Raw genomic sequence first — 18866 nt, forward strand, 5'->3', positions numbered from 1 at the left:
AAATCCAGCGTAGAAACAATGAAATCTAATTATTGAAGTTCATGGTATACGGTGAGCCAGGCTTTGTGAATGCATTCTTTCTCTTTAACTGACATAACCACAGGTTGTTGCCAACTTTTTAATAAAACAAATCGAAATGTATTATCTATAACTTTTTTGTCGCTTCTCATGGCGGAAAACAATTCATTTTCTGGCAGCATCTCTCGGGTTACTTTGAATGAGTACAGTGAACGAAAGTCGCGGATAGGCTTATCATCAAGTTCTCCGCCCATCTCTTTAGAGAGCTTAATGGCGGAAAGCATACCCAGATAGACAGCCTCTCCGTGGTTTAGCTGGTCAAAGTCTGATACCTTTTCTAATGCATGGGCAAACGTGTGGCCAAAGTTGAGAAATGCGCGAGTTCCAGATTCAAACTCATCGGCGGCAACAATATCTGCTTTTATTTGCGCACATTTTAAAATTAATTGATTTAATTCATTGCGGAATGAGTCAAGCACATTGCTATCGTGAAATATCTTACACTCATCAAATATTGCGGGATCGTCGATAGCCCCATATTTGAGGATTTCACTTAAACCGTTGGTCCAGTCGCGATGTGGCAGTGTGTCAAGAAAATCTAAATCGGCTATCACTTCCTCGGGCTGGTAAAATGCCCCAATCAGGTTCTTGCCGGTAGCATGATTAACACCCGTTTTGCCGCCAATTGAGCTGTCAACCATGGCAAGAAGCGTGGTAGGAACGTGTACGAGGGGAATTCCCCGAAGGGCAGATGCGGCTACAAAACCTGCTAAATCACCTGTGACACCCCCGCCAATGGCAAAAAGAGGCGTATTTCTTCGAACTCCGGATTGCAGCAGAAAATCAATGAGGTCATTCCACTGAGTTACGGTTTTACTCTGCTCGCCCGCTGGAATCACTCGGCAGGTATATTCAACATTCAGTGAATCGAATGTATTCGAGATGCGCTCGCTATGATACTTCCACACGTTTTCATCTACAAGAATAAAACAGGTGTCAAACCCGGTGTTCTGTTGTAATGCTGCAATTTTTCCCTCAAAAACAGAGCTTCCAACAGTGTAGCAATAAGTTCCGGATGATGATTTAACGTCTATTGAAGCCGTCATAAAGCGTCAGTTTTTTTATAATTTCATGTACTATCTCGTCAGCCGGGCGATCACCGGCATTAACTGTAATTTCTGCCTGCCGGTATAGCGGGAGTCGCTGCTCAAGTAACCTTTCAATTTTTGATCCGCTTGCGTTGTCCTCCTTTTCGCTGCTGCCGGCCTTAAGCATGGGCCGATTTGCATCTCCCTCAACCCGGTCAGAAATTACGGAATGCGGCACATCAAGAAAAATGAGCCAGCCGTATATTTTGAGATGATCAACAATGTGCTGATTTTGCAGTGATCCGCCACCGAGTGACATCACTCCTTTAAAATACTGCGATTCCCGAATAAGAAGTTTGCGTTCGAGCGCCCGAAAACTGCCTTCGCCTTTCTGTTCAAATATTTCGGGAATCGAAAGGCCGGCCTTTTCTACAATCATTTCATCAAGATCGCAGAACGGAACTTCCAGCTCTGTGGCCAGTTTTCTGCCTACGGTTGATTTACCGGATCCCATCATTCCGCATAAAAAAATGGGTCTGCGTAACGCTATTTTGTCCATTCGGATAGTTTTTTCGGTTCTACCATTTCAACGTCTTCACGGTGAACGCGTACTGTACCCGCGGGTGCGCCCTTAGGATTAGATACGTACTTTCGCTTAGTTACAATGACAGGTGCAAGTTTTGAGCCCTTGGCTTTCGAATTCCATGCCGCAACAGACGCTGTTTTTAGCAGTACGTGGCGGGGCGGATAGTCTTTATTATTGTTCATTCTTATTACAACATGCGACCCACCCACTCCGCGAGCGTGCATCCAAATATCTTCTTTATGGGCGCGTGCGGTTAACTTGTCGTTGCTTTTTGCATTTTTCCCAATCCAGATTTCATAGTTGTCTATCTCTGCCCGCCGAAACGGCAGCGTTTCAGTCTGCTGATTTTGGGATAACACGCCAAGCCTGTTCAACTGTTCTTTATGATCATTTAGCCAGTCATCAAATTCGTAAATCTTATCAAGATTGCTGAACGACTGCTTAACCTCTTTTAGTTCACGAAGTTCGTCCTCAAGTCGATTCTTTCGCTTCCTGGACTCTTCCACACGCTTTTTTGCCTTGGATGCTTTTTCGTAATAGCGCTGGGCATTTTCGGCTAACGATTTCTTTGGTTTGATGGATATTGTTACGGGTTCATTATCGTGGTAAAAATCAGGAAACGTTACGCTCTCTGTGCCATTTTGCACATCTTCATGGGCATGGGCCATCAATATGTGACCGTAATTTTCATAGTTGTCTGCGCGTTCAAGTGCTTTATCCGCCTCCTCAAGTTGTTCAATCGTCCGTTTTGCCTTATCAATCGCTCCCTGAAGTCTCGGTTTGATGCTTTCAATACGTTTAGAAAGCCGGCGCTCGCGTGACGTTTTGTAATATGCATACCGGACAGCCTCGTTGCAGGTATCGAATACTTCGATATCGTCGAGCGGAAGGTTATCGCGGGAGATGAGACAGAGATTCCCGTTTTGAAGGACCCTGAATTCAGGATTATTCATCATTTGGTTTGCCAGTTTCAGTGTCAGGTCACGAATAAATTGCTGACTCCTTTCTTCCAGGTCATAATGATCAATAATTGGCTGAATGAGATGTCTGGGGAATTTGGGATCGGTTTTGGTAATCACCGTTTTTGGCTTCCAGGAGGATTGTAGCTCCGGCATAGGACGGCTCTCTCGCGGAGTGGGTTTCGGCTCGCCTTCATGACGCTCCGGCGCTTTAAATGATTCTGTAATTGTCCGATCGCTGATGTGATAGATGTTTGGTGTATTCCCAAAAAGCTGGAAAAGCAGTTCATCCCCGTTGTCAAAAACTATCGTCAGCCACCGATCACCCTTGGCAAGATGAACACTTTCAATTAAATTATCTTTAAGATCGTCGAAAAATGTTGTGACATTTGCCTTCTTGGGATTCCGGTAGTCATCCGTGAAAATCGCCGTTTCACGACTGTCTGCACTAAATATAAGCCTGAACTCTTCATTGTTTTTTTGGAAGAAACCCTCCCAAACATTTTTGTGCGGTGAATACCCGTAAGTATATATTGCTCCAACACATTTGTTTTTAATGTGCTTGCTTAAATATATTAAAGAGTAATAATTATTCATTACGGGATGTCATAAAATATTGAAAACAGAAAAATAAATGGTGTATGGATTACCCGATTTTTCAGTCAATTGTGAACAAAATAAATGGTTCGCTGCTCAAGAGAAACATTAATGTTACAAAATTCAGAACCTGGGACGAGCCGAAAATTAACGCTGCAGGCCTTGAGTTTTATATTGATCTCAGCCAGTCTACCAATCATTTAAAATCTCTATCCATTAATTTTGATTGGGACCGGTTTCGTGAGGCCTCACTGGCACGCCAGCTAAACGGAACAGATAGCCATCCCATACTCCAATCAGAAACGTTTACTACCACAAGCGTAAAACCGATTATTGATATTGAAGTGACCTGGCACTTCCGGGAAGACCGCTGTCAGCCTGATAACTCAAACGGAGATGCAAATTTCAGAATTCAGAAGGCCGGGGAGTGGATGAATGAAGCGAGTGAACAGGTGAATGAGTTGCTGTTAAGTGATGATATCATTACGCGCTGGCACATTGAAGTTGATGGTGATAAAAATGGTAAATATTTAAGTGCCATTAATTTGATATCGTATTTTCAATACTCATTTACTGATATTGAAAGCCTTAAAGAAGTACATAAATTTGTGGACCGAAAACTGGTTCACCTTTTATACAAAGCTAAACGTGTAGTGGAGATGGTTGACAAAACTGTCCAGGACCATGCTGCCTAAAATAAAAAAGGCACGCCAAGCGTGCCTTTCACAGTCATTTAAACAGAATATTACTTCTTCTTCTTGTGACGATTTTTACGTAATCTTTTCTTTCGCTTATGCTTCGCAATTTTCGCGCGTTTTCTTTTCTTTCCGCTGGGCATAAATAATCACCTTATCAGATTTATATTGGTGTTTTAAATTTAGTCTAGTCTGCAAAGATACAAATCTATTTGTAAATACAATAATTCAGATTTATCCATACATGGCCGGTGTTAGTTGCCAAACCGCCTAGCTCCGGACGGCAGCATAATTAGGACAGAGTATAGGCCTGGAAAATCAAGACAATTCAGGTCTGATTCCTACAGCGGTTTTCAGTATATTTGTAAGCTATAATAAATTAAATAGTCTGATGCCAACTCTTATCAAAGTAGCGAAATTTGGCGGCACAAGTATGGCGGACGCTGAAGCGATTAGGCGATCTGCAGAAATTGTTGCCCGGGATTCCGATAAGCGCCTTATTGTAGTTAGCGCCACATCCGGAACGACAAATCTTTTAACGACACTCTGCAGCACGCTGCCCGGTAAGGAAAAGCGCGCTATTGTGGATCAAATTGAAGAAAAACATCGTACGATATGCTCTCAACTCAAAGAGCCAAAAACAACTCAGCCAGGCATCGATAAGATCATTAGTGAACTTCGTACACTCAGTGAACAAGATATTGTTGGGCCGAAGCAAAAAGATGCAATACTGGCATGTGGTGAGCGAATGTCGTCTCTGCTGTTCACTGCTTTTCTAAATGAGATTGAACCGGGCGCCCGCTGGTTTGATGCTCGCGAAGTTATCCGGACAGATGATGCTTATGGCAGTGCGGAGCCGGATATTGAGGCTATAGAAAGTCTTGCCGGTGAAAAGTTACGTTCTCTAATAGTAAGTCATAAGGTCATATCTCAGGGGTTTATTGGTTCAGATTCCGATGGAATCACCACAACATTAGGGCGCGGTGGCAGTGATTATTCAGCCTCGCTTTTTGCAGAAGCCTTAAATGCGGATGTTCTTGAAATCTGGACCGACGTTACGGCTATCTATACCACTGACCCTAGAATTGAACCTGAGGCAAGGCCGATTACTGAACTTAGTTTTGATGAAGCCGCTGAACTGTCTGTGTTCGGTGCAAAAGTGTTGCACCCTGCTACCATTAAACCTGCCATTCGTAAGTCTATAAAAGTATATGTAGGATCGAGTTTTCATCCTGATCAGCCAGGAACATGGATCGTCAAGAATCCGAAGAGCAAGCCTGTGATCCGAGCGATCAGCCTGCGCAGAAACCAAACACTGCTCACTGTTCACAGTTTGGACATGCTCCATCGGCACGGTTTTTTAGCAAAGTTATTTGATGTACTGTCAAAATATAAAATTAGCGTAGACCTTGTTACGACAAGTGAAGTGTCTGTCTCTTTAACCCTCGATACAGATGTACAGTCATCTGCCAAGAACAGCCTGTCTGAACAGGTTCTGGCGGAACTTGAATCTTTTTGCGATGTTGAGATTGAGGAGAATCTTGCACTGGTTGCACTCGTTGGAAACAACCTGCATGCAACAGCAGGACTCAGCGGCCCGGTCTTCGGATCTCTCGAAGACATAAACATTCGGTTGATTTGTCATGGTGCCAGTTCACATAATCTCTGTTTTTTAGTTGATAGCAGCCACGCAGACCAAACAGTTCGCAAGATTCATAAAACGTTTATCTCAACAAGAAACAGCACATTTAACTCATGAAAATTTCTGTAATTGGAACCGGAAAAACCGGTGGTTCAATAGCTGAGCTGCTTGGAGAACAAGCCGTCTCGTTTAACAGCTCAAATAAGCCAACTGCGAGTAAAGTTGCTAAAACTGACGCGGCAATAATTTTTGTGCCTGGTGAGGCAGCTCCTGAAATTATTGAAATAATGATTGATGCCGAAGTCCCCGCTGTTTGGGGCACTACGGGGTACGGCTGGTCTGAAGACCTCCCGGAGCGGGTAAAGGCCATTCAGAGTAAATGGGTCATCGGGTCTAATTTTAGCCTTGGAATGAACCTCGTTCGAAAGGCGCTCAATGTGCTGGGAGAAGGGAGTGATATGCTTGATTCCCCGAAATTTCACATTCATGAAACCCATCACACTGATAAAAAAGACGCCCCGAGCGGAACGGCTTTATCGTGGGAAAAATGGCTGAACAAAGAGGCACGGATCTCTTCCAGCCGTATTGGGGACGTGAAGGGAATTCACGAGCTTCATATCAAAACAGTCAATGAATCGATCTACCTCAAGCATGAGGCTCATGATCGCAAATTGTTTGCCGAAGGAGCTATTTGGGCCGCGAAAAAACTGCTGAACGATACAGAGATAATTCCCGGAGTTTATCCGTTTTCTGAACTTTTTGACAAAGCATTTTCAAGTCAATGATAAAAGATACTACACTTTGGACCGCTCTCATTACTCCGATGAAAGAGGATGGAAGCATAGATTTTAAAACACTAGAACACCTGATTCGAACTCAGGAAAAAGCTGGAAACGGGATTCTGCTAATCGGAAGTACCGGCGAAGGCCTTGCGCTGACTGAAAATGAGAAGCGGGATGTCGTTGAATATAGTTCATCACTCAACCCCACTGTTCCCCTGATGGTCGGAGTGGGAGGCATGAATACAGATATACAGGAATCGTGGATTCAGCACTGTAATTCTTTACAAATTGATGCATTTTTACTGGTCACCCCACTCTATGCAAAACCAGGTCCTAAAGGGCAGAATGCATGGTTTCAGCGACTGCTTGATGCATCAGATAAACCCTGCATGATTTATAATATTCCTTCCCGTACCGGAATCGATCTGCCAACAGACGTTGTTAGATCGCTTGAAGAGCATCCGAACTTTTGGTCTATAAAAGAGGCAAGTGGAAAACTGTCGGTATATCAGCAGTACAGACGTACGGCTCCCGGTATTCCTTTGTTCAGCGGAGACGATGCTCTGCTTGCATTTTTCAAACCGGCAGGATGTGCCGGGCTCGTATCAGTGGCTGCCAATGTTTGGCCCGAAGCCACGGCGTTGTATGTGGAAAAATGTCTGAGTGGCGAAACGAAATCGCTTTTTCCGCTTTGGAACCGCGCTGTTGGGGCACTGTTTTCGGCCTCAAATCCAATTCCTGTGAAACGACTTCTCCATCATAAAGGTGAGATACAAACTCCGGAATTGCGGTTGCCGCTGGTAAAAGAAGAACTCTCAGATCTCGCCGAACTCAAAGCGATTGACAAAGAAATTGAAACCTGGTATAAAAATAATACATAACGAATGAGCTGGAAAAAAATATTAGATCAACTTGAAGAAGGATCAGTTCGCGCAGCCTACCCCGATGGTGAATCCTGGGTGGCAAACGTTAAAGTTAAAGAAGCAATCCTTGACGCTTTTAAAGCTGGTGAAAACGTAGGCTATGGCGGAATATATGAGGGATTTGTTGATAAAGATAACCTCCCGCCACGGCTAATGCTGCCGGAAGACGGCGTTCGTCTTGTGCCCGGTGGGTCAGCCATCAGGCGTGGTGCATTTGTTGCCAAAGGCGTGATTTTAATGCCGCCGGCATATGTCAATATCGGTGCATACGTAGACGAAGGGACAATGGTGGACAGCCATGCGCTTGTAGGATCGTGCGCTCAAATTGGCAAAAATGTTCACCTGTCAGCAGGAGTACAAATTGGAGGTGTACTTGAACCAGTAGGCCTCAGCCCGGTGGTAATTGAAGATGATTGTTTTATTGGTGCCGGAAGTGTTATTGTTGAAGGCATACTTGTTAAGAAAGGAGCCGTGATTGCTCCGGGTGTTACCCTGTCTAAGTCGGTTCCCGTTTACGATTGTGTCCAGGAAAAAATGCTTGGTAAAGGCGCGCCAATCCCCGAACGGTCAGTTGTAGTTCCTGGTACCCGCCCTATTTCCAGCGACTGGGGTAAATCTCAGGGTTTAAGCGTATCTTGCCCTATCATTATTAAATACAGAGATGAAGGAAGTGATGCGTCTTTGGAGCTTGAAGAGGCACTCAGGTAAAAAAAAAGTGTAAGGGGTTGAACGATTTATGTTCATACTATCAGAACAAATGTTAATTAAACAAAGGAGTCAGTTATGAGTTCATTAAATAAAGCAATGGTAATCGGCAGACTTGGCGCCGATCCCGAAGTGCGCTATACACAGTCGAATACTGCGGTTGCCACATTAAGTGTTGCAACAACCGAGCGGTATAAAGACCGAAATGGCGAGCAGCAAGAATCTACCGAGTGGCATAGAATAGTAGCCTGGGGAAGATTGGCTGAAATCTGCCAGGAATATCTTAAAAAAGGGTCGCTGGCCTATTTTGAAGGACCCATTCAAACGCGACAGTGGGAAGATAAAGACGGCCAGACGAGATACACTACTGAAATAAAAGCACTGAACATGCAAATGCTTGACACCCGAGGAGATATGGGATCAGGCGGCGGTGGACCATCCTCCCAGAACAGAAGCTCGCAGAAAGAACCTGTTGGGAGCTCAGTGGATCTTGACAGCCTGGATGATATGGATGATGATCTTCCATTTTAAGCTTACAAGCTTGCTTCATTATCTGTAAATTATATTATAGGGTGGCAAATCTATTTGATTGTCACCTTTTTTTATTAATCTTTATGATTAAAGCTGTAACTATAGCACAAGTGGCAGTGCTATAGCCGGTAATTTTGTATTTTAGAGCTTTTTAGATTTTACTGTTTGGCCTCAAAACAGACCAAACATTTATTAGTCGTGTGTTGTACAGCACGTAATAGTTACTAACATCTATTTGGATACATTGGACGAACCTCCAAGCAACCCTGCTATTTTTCTTTTTCAACAGTTTATTTTTGCCGTAGCTGAATATGGTATGCCTCTTGATTGGCTAACCATTTCCATAGAATCCGTAATTTTGATTCTGGGTCTCATTCTCAGTGCATTCTATTCCGGCTCTGAGGTTGCATTCTTCTCTCTGGTCAATAACCTCGAACAGTTAAACCGTTCGCCTCAATATAGCAGTGCAGATACGCGGACGTTGAAGATGCTTGAAAAGCCTCGCCGTCTGCTGGCTACAATATTAATTGGAAATACGTTTGCTAATATTGTCAGTTCTGTTCTCGGGGCTGTCATTACCGGTAAGATTGCTGCCGCCTATGGTTTACCCTCAACGTTAGTGTATACGCTTGAGATTATCGTACTCACATTTATGATATTAATACTGAGTGAAATCACGCCAAAAGTGATTGCCATAAACAACCCGCTAAAAGTATCGAGGCGGATGAATATGTTTATTTATTCAAATTTTGTCATGCTGACGCCTATTTCCAGGCTTATTGCAGATTCGACGATGAATCTTGAAAAAGCACTTCCTACGCCATCAAACCGAATGACCACGGAAGACATCAAAACGATGGCAGAGGTGAGTGAAAAGGAGGGGTCCATTCACGGTGATGAACGGGAAATTATAGAAAACGTCATCGAATTTGGTACTATTTCTGTTCGTGAAATTATGACATCACGTGTTAACATTATAGCCGTCTCGGTTAGTTCAACTCTCCCTGAGGTCATTGCACTTATAAAAGAGAAAGGTCTGTCAAGAATGCCGCTATACGAGAATGATCTTGATACAATCATAGGCGTTATTTATGCAAAAGATGTCCTGCCGTATATTAACAGTGAGATGGAAGACACTATTATCAATTGGAAAACCATTGCCAGGAAAGCGTTGTTTATCCCGGCCACGAAAAAATTAGACGACCTGCTGAGGGATTTCCAGCACGAAAAAACTCATATCGCTACGGTAGTTGATGAGTACGGGGGCACAGAAGGAATTGTTACTCTTGATGATATTCTCGAGGAAATCGTGGGCGACATTGTTGATGAGTACGGAGACATTGAAGAGAAGCTTTATACAAAGTTTAAAAGCGGCGTATATGTATTTGATGCAAAAATTGATCTTGATGATCTGGATGAAATCATGGACGTTGACGTGTCTTCACCGGAAGATGAATTTGAGACGCTTGGTGGCCTTGTCTACCATCTTACGGAGCGAATACCCAATGTAGGCGAACGAATGACCTATAAAAATCTTGAGCTGACGGTTCACTCTCTTGAGAATAACAGGGTGAAAAAGGTACGGGTAAAAGTACAAAACAGGGCATCATCAGAAAAAGGGAAGGTCTGATGCCAAATGCTCAAACCAAGTCAGTCAGCGACAAGCCTGTTATTCGCGAAAATGTGAACCTTGCGCCACTGAATACGTTAGGGGTGGAAGCGGTGGCCCGTCGGTTCGTAGAGATTGATCACCCCAACCAGCTGAGACAGCTACATGATGATGGATTCTTTGATCGGCAAATTCCAATTGTATTAGGTGGCGGGAGTAACCTTCTGTTTTTAAACAGACCTGATCGCCCGGTCTTGAAGATGTCAGTATCGGGAAGAGACATCGAAGCCCGGGAAGATGGCAGTGTTCTGTTAAAGGCCGGCGCCGGGGAAAACTGGCATCAGCTGGTGAAGCATTCCATTGAGAAGGGCTTGGGAGGTATTGAAAATCTGGCACTGATTCCCGGAACTGTCGGAGCTGCACCTATTCAAAATATCGGGGCGTATGGCGTTGAGCTGAAGGATGTGTTCCATAATTTGACTGCCTTTGAAATTGAGACCGGCAAATTCCGGACATATACCGCAGCAGAGTGTAATTTTGGATATCGTGACAGCATTTTTAAACGTGAACTGAAAAACCAGGTAATTGTGTGTGATGTGACACTTCAGCTTACGAAAAACGCGCATGATCTGAACGTTGACTACAAAGGATTGAACGATCACCTTGAGTCCAAAAAAATATCTGATCCAACGATTAAAGATATTTTCAATTCTGTGGTGGAGATTCGCCGTGCCAAACTTCCCGATCCTTCAGATATTGGAAATGCCGGCAGTTTTTTCAAAAATCCGGTGCTATCAGAGGAGCAGTTTGAAACGCTGCGATCGAATTATCCTGAGATGCCTTCCTATAAAGTCGGTGATGATGAGTATAAGATTCCGGCAGCCTGGCTGATAGAAAAGGCCGGCTGGAAAGGCAAACGGGTGGGGAATGTGGGCACCTACAAAAATCAGGCGCTCGTTATAGTGAACCACGGCGGGGCCACCGGTGAAGAGATATACAATCACGCACTAAAGATTCAGGAATCGGTGCGTAACACATTTGATATTGACCTTCGCCCCGAGGTAAATATTGTGGGAAATGAGTCGTGACTAAATCGAATAACGTCATAATACGTGATTATACCTTCCGCGAAACGGTATCCTGCCCGTTGAAACTTCAATTTCTTCAGCAAGAAAATTATAATGATCAGCGTGACGATCTTTTCAGAAGGCGGACAAAGCGGATTCTTAGAGAATCAATCGCCAGGCAGTTTCAAAATATCCGGTTTACTTCGAACTCAACAGAACTTGCTGCTTCTGAAACTGCTGAGTGGCTGAAGGAAGATTTCGTCTCAATTTGCGGTGCAGTAGTGCATCATGGATCCATTCGCGCTCGGCTGCCCATTCTTTTGAAAGAGGAAAACTCCCTCACGATTATCCAGATTCATGGTAAAGCGCTAAAAGGAGACCCTTCAGTACTCTTCCGACGACAACCCCTCGGCAAGTCCATTCAGCGATATCTATTGAAAGCAGCGTATCGATATTACGTTGTTAAATCTGCTCACCCGGATGCGTCTGTTGACTGCCTGTTTATGTTTCCCCAAAAGTCATTTACGGCACGAAGCAATCATCTCTACGAAAAGACACAGGGGGCCGACGAGATAGATCCAGACGTACTTGAGGAACTGAAAGACCTGTTTGTGCAAGTTGATGGAACCGATCGTGTACGTGAAATGATGTCATCTATACCACCTGCAGTATCACATCCCTGGTTTACGGGGCAATCTCTGGAGACCGCACTTGAAAAAATTGAGTCACTTAATGAAAAAGGTGCAAAAGGGGTTGTTCAACAGGTGCACTTGGGATGCAGAAACTGCAGGTTTAGAAAACCAGTCAATCAGCATGAGCCCGGTTGTTGGGATATTCATTTTCCGGATGCCAATATTCAAAATCGTGATAGACACCTTTTTGAATTGATTGGCCATCAAGTTCAGGAAAAACAATTGATTGACGAGAGGTATCAGGAGAGAGTCACCTATACCCGCGATTTTTCTGATGCCGGAAAAGTAATTGAACATACAGATCGTAAAATTGCAATTTATCACCGAAAAGCGATGCAGCTGCTTGATGCAAAAAACCGGAAGCTTCCGCTTGTATTTGCCAAGAAACTGCTCTCGGAAGTAGCTAATTTAGAACTCCCGTTACATTTTATAGATTTTGAAGCGGCTACACATCCTGTACCGGTCGAGAAAGGAAAGCGCCCGTACGATCCTGTCTTGTTCCAGTTTTCGTGCCACTCACTTTTATCTGATGGCAACCTTGTTCATACGCAATGGCTGGATCAAAAAAATTACTCCTCACCGCATTTAGATATTATTGATGGTCTGGCAAAAATTCCAAATCTCGATAAAGGTACAATCGTCCAGTTCTCGCCTTTCGAACGGCAGGCATTTCACAAGCTATTCAATGAAATGAAGCAAAATCGAGATGCAAATGAAGTGAAGTATAAGTTTCTTAAAAAGGTGTTAAAAATTGGGGATAAGGATCAAAAAAGCCGCTTTTTGGATATTAGCGTATTGCTGAAAGATGGCTACTATAATCGGTTTATGAACAGCGGGCTCTCCCTCAAAGAAATTTTATACTCGGTTTTACAGGTAGAAAATGAATTGGGAACGTTTGAAAAGAAAACACATATCATTGAAGGCGAAGAAGTGAATCTGTTTAAGGAAAAAGATGGGAGACTTATCGATCCATATTATCAACTATCTGATGAAAGGTCACAAATCAGGGATGGAATAACGGCAATGCATGCATATCTATGTATGAAGGCCGGGGTATTGAGCGAAACTCAGCAGAAGCTTGTACCGATTCTAATGAAGCGATATTGTTCCATGGATTCTTTGAGCTTGTATTTGATTTATCAGCACATCGTTAAATTAATGGAAATGAAAGATTCAGAAATAGATCTAGTGATAGACGGATGATTTATTTAATAAAAGTCTGAGCTAAACACTATCTTGAAAGTCATTAAAAGACAAACTTAGTACTATGAAAAATATATTCAGATACACCGTTTTTTATTTGTCAGTTTTAATTGTTGCAAGTGCATGCACGGTTCAAAAGAACCCGGTGTCGGGCAATAAGCGGTTGTTGGCTTATAGTTGGGAAGAGGAGGTCGAAATTGGGCAAAATGTAGACCAGGAAATTGTTGCCCAGTATGGTCTCTACGACGATCCAAAAATTACTGAATATATTAAAAGCTTAAGCCAGGATGTGCTTGCAAATAGCCATATGCGTCGAGAGGATACGGATCGTAAATTTCGAGAAACAGAATTTTATTTTAAAGTACTCGACAGCCCGGTTGTGAATGCATTTGCACTCCCCGGTGGATATGTTTATTTCACTCGCGGGTTGATGGCACATCTCAATAATGAGGCGCAGCTTTCGGTAGTAATTGGTCACGAAATTGGCCACGTGGCGGCACGTCATGCCTCCCAGCGGGCATTCCGGCAGCAGGTTGGCCAATTTGCCGTGATAGGAGGAGCGGTTCTGGGAGAAGAACTCCTGGGTTTGCCGGGAGGTGATATTCTTAATTTAAGCAGCCAGGCGGCTCAGCTTTTGTTTCTTAGTTACAGCCGCGAGGCTGAACGAGAATCAGACCGATTGGGTGTAGAATATTCAGCAAAAACAGGATTTAAAGCATCTGAAGGGTCAGAATTTTTTACGAGTTTAAAACGCATATCTGAAAAATCAGGCCAAAGCATTCCTACAATGTTATCCACCCATCCTGATCCCGGTGAACGCGAAGAGCGCATTCCACGTCTTGCACAGCAGTGGGCAGAAGAGGGATATGAACAGACGATAATCAACAAAGACCGCTATTTCGAAATGCTCGATGGAATGGTGTTTGGGGAGAATCCTCGTAATGGGTTCGTTGAGGATGGTCAGTTCGTTCATCCCGACATGGAGTTTCAATTTCCGGTACCTGAAGGGTGGCAGGCGATCAATCAACAGCAACAGGTTGTATTGGTAAGTCCCGAAGAGGATGCGGTTATCATTTTCAGAATTGATAGTGAATCTGACACTCCCCGGAGTTCAGTTCAGCAGTTTATTGGCCAGGAAGGAATCACAGTCAACAGTCAGTCGGAGGCACAAAGCAGTGGTGATTTTCCTGCGTATCGGGCAAACGTAACGATTTCACAGCAGGAAGTAAACTTAAGAGCAGTGATTTATGCGATGGAGTTTGAAGGCCGGATATTTCGGTTTATCAATTATACTTCGGAAGGACAGTTTTCAACCTACCAGGATATTCTTGCAGGTGTTCCTGCAGAATTTGTCAGGCTTACAGATCAAAATCTACTGAATATTCAGCCGGTAAGGCTACAACTTATTCAGACAGACAGATCGGGCGCGTTCAGCAGCTTTTTACCCGAACAGCTGCCAATGGAAATTGCACCGGAAGATGTGGCCATTATTAACCAGGTTCAGCTTGATAGTTCGATTGAATCGGGTCGGTTCCTCAAAATCCCGGTTCAGTAATTAGTCATTTTTACTGGAATGGTGTTATGTCACAATTTTCGACTGTGATACCGCACTGAGATGCGGTATCTAATGATTTTTTTTCAGGCTAGATATATATTAAATATTGATATACTGACTCTGATCGGGATAACTTTCTTCTTGTAACCAATAGTGTAGTAATTCTCATGGATCTGACGAAAGAATCCATATTGACCCAAAATTTAAAATAGTAAACAACCATGATTGAACGATACGCCAGAGAAGAGATGTCAACAATATGGTCGGAAGAAAATCAGTTTCAGGCATGGCTGGATGTTGAACTTGCGGCCTGTTGGGCCTGGAGTCAACTCGGAAAAATACCGGCTGATGACGTTGAAAAACTGTATGAAAACGCATCGTTTGATGTTAACCGAATCCATGAAATTGAAAAACAGACACGCCACGATGTAGTTGCTTTTACCCGGTCGGTCTCCGAAAGCCTCGGCGATGAAAAAAAATGGGTGCACTACGGACTTACCTCAACCGATGTGGTTGATACAGCGAACGGCTACCGGCTTAAGCAAGCGAACATATTATTAAGAACGGGGTTGAACCGTTTTCTGGATGCACTTCGCGAAAAAGCCAAAGAACACAAATTTACAGTTATGATGGGCCGCACCCACGGCGTTCATGCCGAGCCTACCACCTTTGGGCTGAAGTGCGCGCTTTGGTATGCCGAGATGGAGCGTAATATTCAGCGGTTCGAAGCGGCCGCAAATGATGTAGAATTTGGCAAGCTGTCCGGCGCAGTGGGGACCTTTGCAAATATTCCTACTGAAGTAGAAAAATTCACGTGCCAGAAACTGGGCATTTCGGCAGCACCCATATCAACTCAAACTCTACAACGCGACCGTCATGCTTATTATATGGCAACGCTTGCAGTAATTGGCGGCACCATGGAAAAAATTGCGGTGGAAATTCGCCACTTGCAGCGAACGGAGCTTCGAGAGGCAGAAGAGTTTTTCAGAAAAGGGCAGAAGGGATCATCTGCCATGCCACATAAACGTAATCCGATTAGTTCAGAGAATATTACGGGGTGCTCGCGGGTTCTGCGAGGATACATGATGTCGGCCTACGAAAATATCCCGCTCTGGCACGAGCGCGATATATCGCATTCATCGGTAGAACGCATCATCCTGCCGGATGCAACAATTCTTCTCGATTATATGCTGAACCGGTTCTCCGGAGTCATCGAAAAGCTGATGGTCTATCCTGATAACATGAAAAAGAACATGGATAAGACTCACGGCCTCGTTTTTTCGCAGCGGCTTCTGCTAATGCTTATTGATAAAGGGATATCCCGCGAACTCGCTTACGACACCGTTCAGCCGCTTGCGATGGAAGCGTGGGAAAATCATAAGCCATTCCGTCCATTAGTGGAAGCGGATGAAACTATCAGAGAAAATCTAACGCCTGAAGAGATTGAGAGTGCATTTGACCTTGACCATCATACACAGCGGGTAGATGAGATTTTTGAGAGGGTTGGGATTTAGGCAGCAATCAGACCGTATTTCTCAAACCCCCGATACAACATCCACTTTCAAATCCCTGGCCGCATCAAGCAAAACCGAATCTGTTGAAAAGAGAGTCAGTCGGTTTGTAATAGAAAATGCGAGATGAAGGCTGTCAAGTGTACGAAGGGGTTGCTTTGTTTTAGATAGAACCCATCGCGCCGTATGAAAGACGGTTTCTGTTAACGGATGTATTTCAAAAAGGCCGGCACGCAGATGCTCATTAAATTTGTCAATAACTTTTTTTTGTTGATCTGGAGTAAGTTGATTCATTCTGAGTTTTTTATTCAGCATCGAGTGAAACTCAACTTCAGTTAGTGCACTCACGATTGGCGACTCATCTTTCAGTAGAATAGACTGAACTTTTTGAGTGTGACTCTCTTCGATATAGTAAGATCCCAGGCAGCTTGTATCAATATACATGTCGGTCAACGATCGTTGTCTCTCATTTCTCTTAAAATCTCGCCGGCCGGTTGTTCAGATGAAACACCAAGTGATTGCCTGAAGTCTGATAAATCCGGTAGCTTCTTGCGAGGTGTTTCTTGGTAGGGAACAATTTTTGCAATTTTTTTTGAGTAACGTTTGATAATTGTCTCTTCTCCACGTTCCGCTCTTGTCAGGTATTCGGCAATCTGCTCTCTGACTTCATTGACATTCACTTCTTTATTGCTCATAATTGTGTAAGTAAATTTATGTACAACTCTAATCTAAGGAAAATAAAGATATTTAAAAAGGGGTGACATTAAGATGTCACGCCGCCGCTGTATCATATGAGTGAATCATAAATAAACCACATATTATCATGAATGCAGCTCTTAAAACACCACAACGTTTCCAGGCAGAACCGGTACTTCGATCTATTTTCAAAGAAGCTGAACTCGAACACCGAACCATCATTCAAATGTTCAACCTCCTTGGGTGGGGCGATCTTCCCGATGAATTGAAATTTACGATTAAGGAAGATGTGAAAGGATACATCGACGAGCTAAACGGAGAATATTCCACGAACTGTCCGCTCGTTCAGCGCAGAAGGGAAAGTGTTGATTTTTGGGTCAACAGTTATAAAGATGGCATCTGTTCTTTAGAAACCGTTTTAAGTTCTCTGAAGACAACCTGGCTGTAGAAAAAACAGGAGTGAATGATTAAACAAGTTGGATTGGATTTCTTATCTTTACTAAAATGTAAACGAAAAGAATTGCCTCCATGAGTTCCCATTCCCCCTTCGATAAGATTACCCGGCAGGGATTAACCTATGACGACGTTTTATTAGTGCCAAATCACTCCTCTGTGCTCCCCAGAGATGTGGATTTATCCGTGCAGCTTACTCCAACGCTCGAGTTAAAAACACCCATCATCAGCGCGGCAATGGATACCGTGTCGGAGTACCGCATGGCTATTGCACTTGCGCGTGAAGGTGGCATAGCGATGCTCCATAAAAATATGTCGATTGAGGATCAGGCCGAGCACGTGCGGCTCGTAAAGCGTAGTGAAAGCGGGATGATTGTGGATCCTGTAACGCTCCCGCCGGATGCAACAGTAAAAGATGCCCGTGCACTTATGAAAAAACATAAGATTGGCGGGATTCCGATTGTGGAGGAAGGTAACAAGCTGATCGGAATCGTAACCAACAGGGATCTTCGCTTCGAGCACTATGTCGACAAAAAGCTCAGCGAAATTATGACAAAGGAGAACCTCGTAACCGCCAAGCAGGGTACAGACCTGAAGCAGGCGGAAAAAATTCTCCAGGAGTATAAAGTAGAAAAACTTCCGATTGTTGATTCCAGTGACATCTTGGTGGGATTGATCACATTCAAAGACATTGAGAAGAAGATGAACTTTCCCAATGCTTGTAAAGATTCAATGGGAAGACTCAGAGTGGGTGCTGCTGTCGGTGTAACGCCGGATACTTTAGACAGAGTATCGGCACTTGTAGACTCGGGCGTGGATATTATTACTGTTGACACAGCTCATGGCCATTCTGCTGGCGTGCTGAAAATGATCGGCCGCATTAAATCGGAATATAAAGACCTGAATATTGTGGGCGGTAATATTGCCACAAGATCTGCCGCAGAAGCTCTTGTTGATGCCGGCGCAGATGTAGTTAAAGTTGGTGTGGGTCCCGGATCAATCTGTACCACGCGTGTTGTGACCGGCGTAGGTGTTCCGCAGCTGTCTGCTGTGATGGAGGTTGCAGAATTCACCAGGAAGAATAACATTGGGCTCATCGCAGACGGCGGAATTAAGCAGACGGGTGACATTCCCAAAGCAATAGCCGGCGGCGCGCAGGCTGTGATGATGGGGTCGATGTTTGCTGGTGTGGATGAAGCACCTGGTGAGACGATCATTTACGAATCAAGAAAATATAAGTCATACCGCGGCATGGGAAGTCTTGGTGCGATGGACCAGGGATCGAAAGACCGCTACTTCCAGGATGTGGAAGACGATCTGCGTAAACTGGTACCAGAGGGCATTGAAGGACGGGTGCCATACAAAGGATTTTTAGGCGAGGTTGTCCACCAGATGAATGGCGGCATCCGCGCGGCAATGGGGTATGTGGGTGCACCGACAATTGAGGATCTTCAAAAAGCTGAATTTGTTCAAATCTCGGCTGCAAGTTACCGGGAGAGCCATCCACATTCCGTACAGATCACTAAAGAAGCTCCCAATTACTCGGTCTCATAA

18 protein-coding genes are annotated in these 18866 nt (G+C 44.1%); 13 read left to right on the forward strand and 5 right to left on the reverse strand.

The annotated features are described in order from the left end of the window. Positions 1-29: 29 nt before the first annotated feature. From aroB to AABW11_RS09345, 3 genes are read right to left on the reverse strand one after another with little or no spacing between them, the layout of a single operon-like run. Positions 30-1124: a 3-dehydroquinate synthase gene (aroB, locus tag AABW11_RS09335; protein ID WP_340104810.1), complete on the reverse strand. Its 1095-nt coding sequence runs from the start codon at positions 1122-1124 to the stop codon at positions 30-32. Further along, a complete protein-coding gene (locus AABW11_RS09340) occupies positions 1102-1665 on the reverse strand; it encodes a shikimate kinase (protein WP_340104811.1) in 564 nt (187 codons plus the stop codon). Before AABW11_RS09340 ends, aroB begins: the two co-directional genes overlap by 23 nt. Continuing rightward, complete coding sequence (locus AABW11_RS09345) at positions 1653-3248, reverse strand: NFACT RNA binding domain-containing protein (RefSeq protein ID WP_340104812.1); 1596 nt, start codon at positions 3246-3248, stop codon at positions 1653-1655. The genes AABW11_RS09340 and AABW11_RS09345 overlap by 13 nt, the downstream gene beginning before the upstream one ends. Before the next feature lie 44 nt (positions 3249-3292). Between AABW11_RS09345 and AABW11_RS09350 the strand changes: the two genes are divergently transcribed. From AABW11_RS09350 to purB, 11 genes are all read left to right on the forward strand, one after another. After that, positions 3293-3943 (forward strand): hypothetical protein, encoded by a 651-nt coding sequence (locus AABW11_RS09350; protein ID WP_340104813.1) that lies wholly within the window; start codon positions 3293-3295, stop codon positions 3941-3943. Between the two features lie 391 nt (positions 3944-4334). Beyond that, positions 4335-5702: a lysine-sensitive aspartokinase 3 gene (gene lysC / locus AABW11_RS09355; protein ID WP_340104814.1), complete on the forward strand. Its 1368-nt coding sequence runs from the start codon at positions 4335-4337 to the stop codon at positions 5700-5702. Then, positions 5699-6370, forward strand: coding sequence for a dihydrodipicolinate reductase C-terminal domain-containing protein (locus AABW11_RS09360; protein WP_340104815.1), 672 nt, complete (start codon positions 5699-5701; stop codon positions 6368-6370). Before lysC ends, AABW11_RS09360 begins: the two co-directional genes overlap by 4 nt. Continuing rightward, the gene (dapA, locus tag AABW11_RS09365) at positions 6367-7248 is read left to right on the forward strand and encodes a 4-hydroxy-tetrahydrodipicolinate synthase (RefSeq protein WP_340104816.1); all 882 of its coding nucleotides are present in this window, start codon (positions 6367-6369) and stop codon (positions 7246-7248) included. The genes AABW11_RS09360 and dapA overlap by 4 nt, the downstream gene beginning before the upstream one ends. A gap of 3 nt (positions 7249-7251) precedes the next feature. Next, on the forward strand, positions 7252-7998 hold the full coding sequence (locus tag AABW11_RS09370) for a 2,3,4,5-tetrahydropyridine-2,6-dicarboxylate N-succinyltransferase (protein ID WP_340104817.1): 747 nt from the start codon (positions 7252-7254) through the stop codon (positions 7996-7998). A 75-nt stretch (positions 7999-8073) separates the two neighbouring features. Further along, positions 8074-8526 carry a single-stranded DNA-binding protein gene (locus AABW11_RS09375; RefSeq protein ID WP_340104818.1) on the forward strand — a complete coding sequence of 151 codons (453 nt, stop codon included), beginning with the start codon at positions 8074-8076 and terminating at the stop codon, positions 8524-8526. A gap of 235 nt (positions 8527-8761) precedes the next feature. After that, positions 8762-10156: a hemolysin family protein gene (locus AABW11_RS09380; RefSeq protein WP_340104819.1), complete on the forward strand. Its 1395-nt coding sequence runs from the start codon at positions 8762-8764 to the stop codon at positions 10154-10156. Next, positions 10156-11223 (forward strand): UDP-N-acetylmuramate dehydrogenase, encoded by a 1068-nt coding sequence (murB, locus tag AABW11_RS09385; RefSeq protein WP_340104820.1) that lies wholly within the window; start codon positions 10156-10158, stop codon positions 11221-11223. Before AABW11_RS09380 ends, murB begins: the two co-directional genes overlap by 1 nt. Positions 11224-11282: 59 nt before the next feature. Beyond that, entirely contained in the window at positions 11283-13097 is a 1815-nt protein-coding gene (locus AABW11_RS09390) for a DUF2779 domain-containing protein (protein WP_340104821.1), read from the forward strand. Positions 13098-13161: 64 nt separating this feature from the next. Next, entirely contained in the window at positions 13162-14652 is a 1491-nt protein-coding gene (locus AABW11_RS09395; protein WP_340104822.1) for a M48 family metalloprotease, read from the forward strand. Between the two features lie 221 nt (positions 14653-14873). Beyond that, positions 14874-16166 (forward strand): adenylosuccinate lyase, encoded by a 1293-nt coding sequence (gene purB / locus AABW11_RS09400; RefSeq protein ID WP_340104823.1) that lies wholly within the window; start codon positions 14874-14876, stop codon positions 16164-16166. 21 nt (positions 16167-16187) lie between these two features. On the opposite strand, the gene AABW11_RS09405 is transcribed toward purB, so the two are convergent. Next, positions 16188-16607, reverse strand: a complete 420-nt coding sequence (locus tag AABW11_RS09405) for a type II toxin-antitoxin system VapC family toxin (protein ID WP_340104824.1) — start codon at positions 16605-16607, stop codon at positions 16188-16190. Positions 16608-16612: 5 nt separating this feature from the next. Next, the gene (locus AABW11_RS09410; protein ID WP_340104825.1) at positions 16613-16858 is read right to left on the reverse strand and encodes a type II toxin-antitoxin system Phd/YefM family antitoxin; all 246 of its coding nucleotides are present in this window, start codon (positions 16856-16858) and stop codon (positions 16613-16615) included. Positions 16859-16986: 128 nt separating this feature from the next. On the opposite strand from AABW11_RS09410, the gene AABW11_RS09415 reads away from it, so the two are divergent. Together AABW11_RS09415 and guaB are read left to right on the forward strand one after the other, a co-directional pair. Next, positions 16987-17307 (forward strand): hypothetical protein, encoded by a 321-nt coding sequence (locus AABW11_RS09415; protein WP_340104826.1) that lies wholly within the window; start codon positions 16987-16989, stop codon positions 17305-17307. An 80-nt stretch (positions 17308-17387) separates the two neighbouring features. Further along, complete coding sequence (gene guaB, locus AABW11_RS09420; protein ID WP_340104827.1) at positions 17388-18866, forward strand: IMP dehydrogenase; 1479 nt, start codon at positions 17388-17390, stop codon at positions 18864-18866.

The sequence above is a fragment of the Rhodohalobacter sp. 8-1 genome, from assembly GCF_038150125.1.
GTDB lineage: Bacteria > Bacteroidota > Rhodothermia > Balneolales > Balneolaceae > SW132.